We start from the raw sequence: 10215 nt of genomic DNA, 5'->3' as shown, positions 1-10215 counted from the left end.
GCGCCGCGCAGCTGTGGCAGAAACAGGCACTATCTTAAACTCTTTGAATAATTGTCTGGACTTAGGGGGCCACTTTATGCGCAGAGCAGACCAGCAAGCTTGCCAGTGACTGTTTTAAGCGGATTTCTTGGCAGTGGCAAGACGACCTTGCTGTCTCATATACTGCGCGATCCGGCTTATGCTCGTACGGCGGTGATTATTAACGAGTTCGGCGAAGTCGGTCTCGATCATGAATTGCTGGAGCAGGCCCATGAGGAATTGGTATTGCTCGCCAATGGCTGCGTGTGTTGCACAGTGCGCGGAGATTTACTCGAGGCGATGCAGCGATTGCGCACCGCCGGCAGCGCGATGGGCATTGATCGGGTGCTGTTGGAAACCACTGGTTTGGCAGACCCGACGCCGATCCTGCACACGCTCATGGCCGACTCGACATTGGCTCAATATTTTCATTTCGACCGTTTGATCACCACGGTTGATGCGGTCAATGCCATGTCTACCCTTGATCAGCACGTGCTCGCGGTAAATCAGGTGGCACTGGCGGATCAATTGGTATTAACCAAGAGTGATTTGCTCACGCCGGCAGAGTTACAAATAGTAGAACAGCGCCTGCGGCGGCTGAATCACGCTGCGCCCTTGAACCTCGTCACGCATGGGAATATTCCTGTGAAAATTCTGTTCGGTGACACTCCGCTTCAGAAGCACAGCGAAGTTGATGCTCACGTCGCTCAGCATCAGGTTCTTGGCATAGTACCGGTCCACGGGCACTCCGATTCTGATTCCCATGTCCACGAACATACACATCACGACGATGGCATCCGTTCGTATGCGGTAGTTCTTGACGAGGCCGTTTCGTGGCAGGGTTTTCAGTCGTGGCTGGCGTTAATCACGGCCATGCGCGGTCCCGATCTGTTGCGTGTCAAGGGCTTGGTACAGGTGCGCGAACATCCGGAGCGACCCGTCGTGATCCATGGCGTCCAACACATCTTTCATCCAGCGCGGATATTGGATGCTTGGCCGAGCCAGGACCGACGAACGCGGCTGGTGTTCATCACGCGAGGTATTGAACAAGAGGAAATAGACGACACCCTGGCGATTTTTGCCCGTTAGTATATTACAGCCGCGTAGACGGCTTAGAAAATTAAAAATACTGGAGACCCCATGAGTATGGCACCACACGCGGCAGCACCGAATGCTGCGGCAGAACAGTTGGCATCACTTGATGCCATGCAGCTTGACAATATCCGCGCGGATGCTCGGCTTATGCGCGCAGCGGATTTATTATTCAGACTGGAGAATGTGCACCTTTGCCGCTGGCACAGCAAAGCCAGGGTGGTTATGGGTACTGCAACCTTCTTCGACGCTTTTGACGCACTGTCGCTCGCATTTGTCCTGCCGGTATTGATCGGTCTCTGGCACATTAGCCCAGCTCAGGTCGGGCTACTGATCGCGGCCGGATATTTGGGACAAGTGATCGGTGCGCTGTTCTTTGGCTGGCTGGCCGAGCGTATAGGTCGAATTCGCAGCGCTGGCATCACGATCGGACTGATGTCGGTGATGAGCATCGCCTGTGCTTTTACAGGCAGTCTGCACATGCTGTTTCTGGCGCGCTTCATACAAGGTATCGGTGTCGGCGGCGAGGTACCGGTGGCCGCGACCTACATCAATGAGCTATCACAAACAAAGGGGCGTGGCCGCTTCTTCATGCTGTACGAACTGATCTTTCCTATCGGCCTGTTAGGGGCAGCCCAGATTGGTTCTTATGTTGTTCCTCGCTATGGCTGGGAATGCATGTTTCTTGTCGGTGGTTTGCCGGGTTTGATCATTACTTATTTGATTTTCCGCTTGCCAGAGTCGCCACGCTGGCTGATCGGCCGCAGTCGCTATGCCGAGGCCGAACGCATCATCGTTGATATCGAAGCGGTTTCACCTGGACGACACATCGAGTCTACCGAGCGCGCGGCGGTTGCGCAGCGCGTCTCTGAGATCGCGCAGAGTCTGCAAAATCAAAAGAAACGTTCATGGAAGGAATTGTTCTCGCCGATTTACCGCACCCGCACCTTGGTCGTGTGGGTCTTGTGGGCCAGTGCCTACTTCATCGCCAACGGTATCAATAATTGGCTGCCCACCCTGTACAAGACGGTCTATCACTTACCGCTGCAGGAAGCACTCCACATGGCATCGCTGTCGAATGTGCTGAGTACCTGCGCCGTGGTGTGCTGCGCGCTGACAATCGATCGTATTGGACGACGTCGCTGGGCGATCGGCAGCTTCTGTGTCGCTGGTCTGCTGCTGCTCGGCTTGGTGGTGCTTGGTACGGACAACGTGATCAACGTGATGATATTGGCCTCCAGCGCTTACGCGGTGATGGGCACGACCACGGTCATGCTCTATTTGTACACGCCGGAAATCTATCCGACCAGAATGCGTGCGATAGGCACGGGGCTGGCCACCTCGTGGTTGCGGGCTGCGTCTGCCGCAGCACCCGCTATGGTTGGTGTGGTGTTGGCACGCGATGGCATTGCCACCGTTTTCTTGATGTTTGCGGCGACGACCGTGGTTGGCTTAGTCGCAGCTTGGCGGATGATAGAAACCAGCAATCGCTCGCTGGAAGAGATCTCACCGTAGACGGTAGCGTATGTAACACAGCAACAAGCCGTTCTATTCAAAGACAGATTTTTGAGCCTATCCTTAAGCCGGCTCTCGGCTAAGTGCGCCTTGTTTCGGACCAGCGGCTTGCAGTAAATCTGCTCTGTTTGTATAAAAAGAATGACGAGGCCGACAGGTCTTGTTTGAAGTGGAAATACCAATCCTTAGGAGACAAAAATGAAAATAAAATTTAATCCCAGAGTCGTCTTTTCTATTCTGGCAAGTGCGCTCACAATGACCGCCCATGCGCAATCTCAGGTCGAAATTTATGGCTTGGTGGGTGCGTATGCCGGCAGTATGAAGCGGAGTGGTGATACGGCGGCTGTTCCGCAACTCAATGGTGGCGGCTTGACGACCTCGTATTTGGGCTTTCGCGGTAAAGAGGATTTGGGTGGTAATGTAAGCGCGATTTTCTCGTTAGAGAGTTTTTTTCGTACTGATACTGGGGAGCAGGGTCGCAGCGCGACGGACCCGCTGTTTTCACGTAATGCCTGGGTAGGTATGGAAGGAGATTTCGGTCGGGTAACCATGGGGCGCCAGACTAACCCGGCCTATTCAGCGATGTCCCAGCTCAGCCCGTTTGGTACTTCGGTGGTGTTTTCGCCCTTGGTGTTGCAGACCTTTGTTGCTACCTACGGCAGCAATGTTCTTGGCGACACCGTGTGGAACAATGTGCTCCAGTACAGCGCACCCAAGTTATCTGGATTCAGTGGCACCGTACAGTATGGCTTCGGTGAAGTAGCCGGCAGCAACGGCGTGGCCAATCTCGGCCTGCATGGCAGCTATACCGACGGCAAATTCTTCGCAGCCGTGTCTGCCCAACGTTTGCGGGTGAATGTGCTCACGCCATTAGCGGCACAGCAGAAGGCCGTGCTGGCAGGTGTCAGCTATGATTTTGGTCTGCTCAAATTATCTGGCAACCTGTCGCATACTGATATTGATAAAGGTCGTTCGACCCGCACCGTGGATGCCGGCATTTCCCTACCTATCTCGGCAGTCGGATCGATATTGGCGGAAACCGCACAATCACATATTGCAACCCCAGGCGTCGCCGACCTGAGCCGTACCACATCGTCGTTCGGCTACGATCACAAATTTTCCAAACGCACCGACGTATATATTGTGTATTCACTTGATAAGCGTAGCAATGCCGCTTCCGCAGGTAGCCAAGCAATCGGCCTGCGCCATGCTTTCTGAGCAATTTTCAAGGGCTTACCTTGGACTAATTTTTTGGGAGATGTAAATGAAAAAGCTTTTTAAATTGTTCATCCTGGCCTTGTTTGTCAGTGCGGCAGGCATGGCCGCCGCTGCGAGCGACCGAGGCACGGCGGAAGAAGCGGTCGCTTTGGTTAAGAAAGTCATTGCCGATATGAAGAAAGACGGCAAGGAAAAAGTCATACAGGAAGTACAGACTGGTAGCAGTCGTTACAAGGACCGCGACCTGTATATTTTCATCAGCGGTATGGATGGCGTGACCCGTGCGAACGGGAATAACCCAAAAATTGCCGGTAAAAATCTCAATGACGTCAAGGATGCGGATGGAAAATACATGGGTAAAGAGCGCTTCGAGATCGCCCGTAGTAAGGGGCAAGGCTGGCAAGACTATCGCTGGCCCGACCCCTTGACCAAGGAGATCCACAAAAAATCAACCTATCTGGAAAAGTATGAGGATCTCATTGTCAGCTGCGGTATTTATAAAAACTGATTGTGCGCTTCCCTGACTACATACGCGCAACGAGCGACTAAACCGTGGGAGATAAATGATGCAATGGTTCTATAATCTGAAAATATCGGCCAAACTGCTGGCATCTTTTGGCGTCGTATTACTGCTGATGTTGATGATGGGAATCAGCGCTATCTTCGCTATGGGTCGCATCAATCAGTCGACTGCCGATTTGGCGCATGAGTGGATGCCGAGTGTACGAATTGCCATGAGTCTTAGGACTGATCTGGCCGAGATGCGCCGCTGGGAGTTGGCGCATCTGTTGTCTGATGATGAAACAGCCATGGCTGCTTATGAGAAGCGAATGGATCAGATTCAGGCCGCCAGCAATGCTGATCGTTCCTCTTATGAGAAACTGATATCCGGTGGCGAAGAGCGTCATCTGGTAGCCAACTTCGACCAGGATTGGACCATCTTCATCACTGAGCATCCCAAGGTGATCAGCTAAGGGAGGTATCGTGGTGGAGCGGGTAGTGGACACGATGGAATCAATCAGCGCATCGTCGTCCCAGATCGTCGATATTATCAGTGTGATTGACGGTATCGCATTTCAAACCAATATACTGGCCTTAAACGCGGCCGTAGAGGCGGCACGCGCCGGCGAGCAGGGACGTGGTTTTGCCGTGGTGGCGAGCGAGGTACGTACGCTTGCACAGCGCTCGGCAGCCGCGGCGAAGGATATCAAGATACTCATCAGCGACTCGGTGGAGAAAGTCTCGCTTGGCTCTCAATTAGTCAATGAGGCAGGGGTGACGATGAATGAAGTTGTTACCAGCGTCGCTCGCGTCAGGGATATCATCAGCGAGATTACTGTGGCCAGTACGGAGCAAAGCCTGGGAATCGAGCAAGTCAATGTGGCGATTACGCAGATGGATCAAGTAACGCAACAGAATGCGGCACTTGTGGAGCAGGCAGCGGCAGCCGCCGCATCGATGCAGAGTCAAGCATCTAAGTTGAGCGAGGTAGTGAGCGCCTTCAAATTGGCACCAACAGCGGTGCCGGTTGATCAGATGTGTGCGTAAAACCGCGGCGTTCAGAGGGTGTCGCAAAAGTCGGGCGCTCATTTTTTTACATCTGACACACCGCAAGTCACGTCATGCTGACTGAAAACTCTTTTGCGACAAGCTCTTCAGGATGGGGCGGATATCAAGCAGCCATAGCAATCAGATTTTTGGCCTGCTGGAAAAATGCTTGATCATCAATGCAATGGCAGCAAGCAGTCCAGCTAAAGATAATGAAGACAAAATCCCGGTAAAGTCTACATTGCGCCGCATTAGCTCGGCAATTAAAAATGATCCGGCAACACCGCCAAACCGACCAATTCCCAGCATCCACGAAATGCCGGTGACGCGCGCCTCGGTTGGATAGAAGGCTGCGGCTAAAGCGGCAAGTGAAACCTGCGACATATTCATCATGATGCCGCCTGCAAATACGCATAACATCAGATAGATATTACTGTCAGAAACATGGCCAATCAAATATAAAAGAACCGCTGTTAAGGCATAGCCAGTTGCCACAACGATGTTGGGGTTGAATCTATCCATGAGCCAGCCAAACAAGATGGCACCGACTCCACCTAAGGGGAACAGGGCGGAAATCAACGACGCGTCGGCCGCTTGTATGCCGGTATCTTTGAGCAGTATGGGTAACCAATTGATGAGCGAATAAAAAATCATCAGTCCCATGAAATACGTCAACCACAGCATGAGCGTACCGACGATGTAAGGTCGAGAAATCATCAAAGCCAAGCCGGCGGTGACGGAGTGCGGCGTTTTGTCAGCCATGAGGAAATCAGATTCCTGCACTTCTTTGGCGCTTATTTTACTCAAAATACGGGCGATTTTTTTGGCTGACTTTCCGGCTGCCGCCAAAAATTTTACCGATTCTGGCAAGACGCTAAAGATCAGTATCGATAACAACAAGGGGAACAAACCCCCAGCCACTAACACGCTGCGCCAGCCCCAATGGGGGATCATCCAAGCAGAGATGAATCCTCCCAGTGCTGCTCCCAATGGAAAGCCACAAAACAGTGCATTGGTTATAAATGAGCGGCTCTTGTCGGGGCAATATTCGCTCATCAAGGTAACTACATTGGGTAAGGCTGCACCTAAGCCCAGCCCTGTCAGTAAGCGCAAAACCACCAGTTGGTCTAAATTACTGACCAAGGCTGATGCCATGCAGGTAATGCCAAAAAAGCTGACTGACATACCAATGACGATCTTTCGTCCGTATTTGTCCGCGACCGGTCCGGCAAGCAGCGAGCCTATCGACAAACCAAGCAGCGCCGCAGTCAGGACTGGTGCCAGCGCTTGTTTGGAAATATGCCATTCATTTTGCAGCGAAACGGCTAAAAATCCGGCGACCGCCGTATCAAAACCATCGAACAATACAATCGCGAAACAGATAGCAAAAATCAGCTTCTGGTAGCGTGAAAACGGCTGGGCATTGATGAGTAGTTGAACCGGTGAACTTGCCTTGAGATTCCCCTGTCCTTCAGTTTCTACAGTACTTAACATGTTTGTCTCCTGATTATTATGAATGCTATTTGTGAGCTTGTATTGGATTCGAATCGATCCATTTAATTACAAAAATGCTGTTACATCCCTTCTACGAAAAACAGTCGACCATCCGAGTTCGCCATGCGTATCGTTCTGGCGGCGATATAGTCCTGCGAGTCATACCATTTGCTCGCACTCTCAGCATTTGGAAAACGCACAATCACAGTTCGCCACTGCGTACCATGCAGTTCGTCTGCCCCTTCTTTCTGGATCCGGCGGCCACCCCGGACCAGAAATTCCCCACCAAATTTTTCTACACTGGCAGTTGATAAGGGCAAGTAATCCGCATAACTTTTTGGATTAGTAATCCGTATCTCGGCAACGACAAATACTTCATTCATGTTTGATGACCTCCACAAGATGTGAGATGCACGCGGCAAGCTCGTACTCTCAAAAGAAAAACCTTTTAATTTTTTTTAAGGCGACGCAAGTGCGCCTCAGTGGCGGCGGACCAACCGCTGGAAGTACCTCTGCACCTCCTTAAGCCTATGTCTTAAGAGGCTGTCGCAAAAGCCTGATGGAATCTTTTACATCTGAAACACCGCATACCTCGTCATTCCCGCATGCTGCAACCTCGTCATTCCCGCATGCTTTTGGCGGGAACCCAGTGTCGTTTTCAGCGCTGAAAACACGATCATATCTGGCATTTTCAGTTAACCACGAACGCCGCTGGGTTCCTGCTAAAAGCGCGCAGGAATGACGTGGCCACCAGTTGGGATAATGACACCGACTCAATACCCTTTTGCGACAGCCTCTTAAGCGACGCGGTGACCTGCCGCCTTTTTGTAGGCCGTAACAATCTCTTTAATTTCAGCCGGATCGATGACGTCTTCTAATTTACTGAAACCATCCGGTGCACGTTCTTCCACCAGATCGAGAATGGCATCCAAGCCTTCTTGGCGATTCAATCGAACAATCTCAGCGCAGGTAGGAAGTCGATAGCGTTCGTACTCATCGAGCGCGGCTTCAACAGACGACTCGGTAGCAAGATAATCTGCCAGACACTTGGCATCCAAGATCGCCTGAGTGGCACCGTTAGAACCAATCGGGTACATAGGGTGGGCGGCGTCACCGAGTAAAGTCACGCGACCGTGACGCCAGCGTGGTAAGGGGTCGCGGTCAACCATAGGCCATTCGAGCACCTGCGTCGCCCCATGCAATACTGCAGGAATATCCAGCCACTCAAATTTCCAGTGTCCAAATGTAGGAAGCAGATCACTGATGTCGGCTGGTTTATTCCAATCTTCACGTGACGGCGCGGTCAAAGCCCCACCGAAGCCATCTTCGCGTAGACGCCGATCGCAAATCCAATTGATCAATTGCGTACCATCGGCACGCGGCTCTTCAATTGGGTACACCACGAACTTGGCGCGGCGATGCCCGGCTTGCACCATCGAACGTCCATCCAAAAATGGTTGGACCCGGCTAGTTCCGCGCCACATCATCATGCCATTCCACTTCGGTGCCCCTTCGTCGGGATAAAACTGTTTGCGGATGGCAGAATGAATCCCGTCTGCTGCAATCAGTAAGTCTGCGCTGTGTTCGACCTCGTCGCCATTGGCTAACACAGCGATCGCCGTAATCTGCTCGGCGCTTTGCGTGACTGAGCGAATCTTTTGTCCGAGATGAAGGTGCTGCTGGCCGATGCGTTTCACTGCCTCGTGCCACAAGTGCATTTGCAGTTGGCCGCGATGAATGCTCAGTTGAGGGTGGGAATAGCCGGCAGGGATGCCGCGCAAATCCTGATAAATCGTCTGACCATGGCGATTGGCGAAGATCAAGGCCGAGGTCTCAAGCGCCATGGCTTTGAGTGCTTCCAGCACACCCAGTTCGTCTAACACGGCTACCGCATGCGGCAAGATATTGATGCCGACACCGAGAGGTTTCAGTACTTCGGTCGCCTCACATAAAGTGACCTGATGCCCCTTCGCATGCAGCGCCAGAGCAGTGCACAGACCGCCGATACCACCGCCGGAAATCAAAATTTTTCTTTGTTGCGTCATACCAGTCTCCATTATTGTTTTGATGATGTTGATTTATCCTAAGCTATATTGTTGCGCTATGCAACAATATTTTTACAGAGTTTTGGCACCGGATGAAACTGCTCGAGAGGCCGAAAAATTAAGCTGACAGAGGGGGAAATCAGCTATGATGTTTCAATAAAGCATAGAGTTAAGCCGCTTAAGCACGCATATTTTTAAAAAATTCCACAAGTGATGACGAAAAAAAAAGACCCTGAAAACCAGGATTCTGGTGCCAGCCAGGAACGGCCACTACTAAGAATTCCGAATCTTGAATATGGCCTTCTCGATCACTTGCTGGGATTTGCTTTGCGGCGGGCACAAAACACCTTGTTCATGGATTTCTACCGAGCAACGGCCGATTACGAAGTCAGCCCGCAACGTTTTGCCGCACTTGTTTTGATTGCGGAAAATAAAAACATCCGTCAAGCGCAACTTGCGCAAGCATTAGGATTGCATCGAAGCGGCGCACTCAGGCTGGTTGCCTGGCTTTCTGAGCGCGGTTGGGTAGAGCGACATGATGATGAAATTGACGCCCGCGCGTGGGGCGTGACGCTGACCAAAGCTGGCAGCGCCATCTTGCGTGAATTGAGCAAAGCGGTGCAGGAGCACGATCGCAATATTCAAGGCTTGCTTGGTGATCGCGGCGCGCAATTGAAGCTGGACCTGGAATTGATTGCGCAGAATGGCTTGGTTGACAGCGCTGTGAGGGAGTGAACGAGCAAGGTCGAAACGCCTAGCGAAGCGCAGATTTAATCCAAGCGGTTTGTCCGCCGCTACTGAGGCGCCTTGCATTGCATCCTCATTGGCAACGGCCAATTCCACTGCGATTAAATCTGCGCTTCCCTAGCTGACAGTTCTCGATCAGGATTGAAGAGCTTCGAAGATTGGTAGTGCTTTTAACGCTGCAATAATAATAAATTTATCAAATAATTGCTGAGCGCTTGCTAAAGCGCTTTCTAGATGCCGCCTTTTCAATCGGGGTTTAAAAATTTTTTTTCGTCTTCAATTATCTAATTTATAGCATCATCTTTGAGAAATAATAAAAATTTTATACGTAAAATTAAAAAAATAGTAAGAATAATTAAGAAAATTAGTGTTTGAAATAAGAAAATTAATAAAAATGGTCCGTACGTAGGAATTTCAGCTGCAAAACTTGATCCTCCTCCAGGTAGTGCAAAAATACCAATAGATGGTGACAGCATACAAAATAGAAATATGAAATAAGTCATGTACGATTTTTTTCTATTGATTACTAAAGGTGAGC

General features: G+C 51.2%; 10 protein-coding genes and 1 pseudogene. 7 read left to right on the top strand and 4 right to left on the bottom strand.

Translation table 11 applies throughout. The features are described from left to right. Positions 1-105 precede the first annotated feature (105 nt). From QN359_RS18775 to QN359_RS18750, 6 genes and pseudogenes are all read left to right on the top strand, one after another. Complete coding sequence (locus QN359_RS18775; protein WP_322249586.1) at positions 106-1107, top strand: GTP-binding protein; 1002 nt, start codon at positions 106-108, stop codon at positions 1105-1107. Positions 1108-1224: 117 nt separating this feature from the next. Beyond that, the gene (locus QN359_RS18770; RefSeq protein ID WP_322251027.1) at positions 1225-2625 is read left to right on the top strand and encodes an MFS transporter; all 1401 of its coding nucleotides are present in this window, start codon (positions 1225-1227) and stop codon (positions 2623-2625) included. A 198-nt stretch (positions 2626-2823) separates the two neighbouring features. After that, positions 2824-3843, top strand: coding sequence for a porin (locus tag QN359_RS18765; protein WP_322249585.1), 1020 nt, complete (start codon positions 2824-2826; stop codon positions 3841-3843). A 46-nt stretch (positions 3844-3889) separates the two neighbouring features. Further along, positions 3890-4351 carry a cache domain-containing protein gene (locus QN359_RS18760; protein ID WP_322249584.1) on the top strand — a complete coding sequence of 154 codons (462 nt, stop codon included), beginning with the start codon at positions 3890-3892 and terminating at the stop codon, positions 4349-4351. Between the two features lie 55 nt (positions 4352-4406). Continuing rightward, on the top strand, positions 4407-4817 hold the full coding sequence (locus QN359_RS18755; RefSeq protein WP_323493609.1) for an MCP four helix bundle domain-containing protein: 411 nt from the start codon (positions 4407-4409) through the stop codon (positions 4815-4817). Then, positions 4810-5391: pseudogene (locus tag QN359_RS18750) on the top strand (methyl-accepting chemotaxis protein); the annotation flags it as partial. The gene QN359_RS18755 and the pseudogene QN359_RS18750, both read left to right, overlap by 8 nt. Before the next feature lie 141 nt (positions 5392-5532). Here the strand turns inward: QN359_RS18750 and QN359_RS18745 are convergent. The 3 genes from QN359_RS18745 to QN359_RS18735 all read right to left on the bottom strand — a co-directional run bounded on the left by QN359_RS18745 (position 5533) and on the right by QN359_RS18735 (position 8930). Next, the gene (locus tag QN359_RS18745) at positions 5533-6885 is read right to left on the bottom strand and encodes an MFS transporter (protein ID WP_322249581.1); all 1353 of its coding nucleotides are present in this window, start codon (positions 6883-6885) and stop codon (positions 5533-5535) included. Between the two features lie 80 nt (positions 6886-6965). After that, entirely contained in the window at positions 6966-7268 is a 303-nt protein-coding gene (locus QN359_RS18740; RefSeq protein ID WP_322249580.1) for a DUF1330 domain-containing protein, read from the bottom strand. Between the two features lie 414 nt (positions 7269-7682). Further along, positions 7683-8930 carry a flavin-dependent oxidoreductase gene (locus QN359_RS18735; protein WP_322249579.1) on the bottom strand — a complete coding sequence of 416 codons (1248 nt, stop codon included), beginning with the start codon at positions 8928-8930 and terminating at the stop codon, positions 7683-7685. 213 nt (positions 8931-9143) lie between these two features. Between QN359_RS18735 and QN359_RS18730 the strand changes: the two genes are divergently transcribed. Further along, on the top strand, positions 9144-9665 hold the full coding sequence (locus tag QN359_RS18730) for a MarR family winged helix-turn-helix transcriptional regulator (RefSeq protein WP_322249578.1): 522 nt from the start codon (positions 9144-9146) through the stop codon (positions 9663-9665). 296 nt (positions 9666-9961) lie between these two features. Here the strand turns inward: QN359_RS18730 and QN359_RS18725 are convergent. Further along, positions 9962-10215, bottom strand: a 254-nt coding sequence (locus tag QN359_RS18725) for a hypothetical protein (protein ID WP_323493608.1), incomplete at its 5' end; no start/stop codon positions are given.

Source organism: Undibacterium sp. 5I2 (assembly GCF_035019605.1).
Lineage (GTDB): Bacteria > Pseudomonadota > Gammaproteobacteria > Burkholderiales > Burkholderiaceae_D > Undibacterium.
Note: the sequence above shows the minus strand (reverse complement) of the source record. Positions and strands in the feature narration are given on the sequence as shown.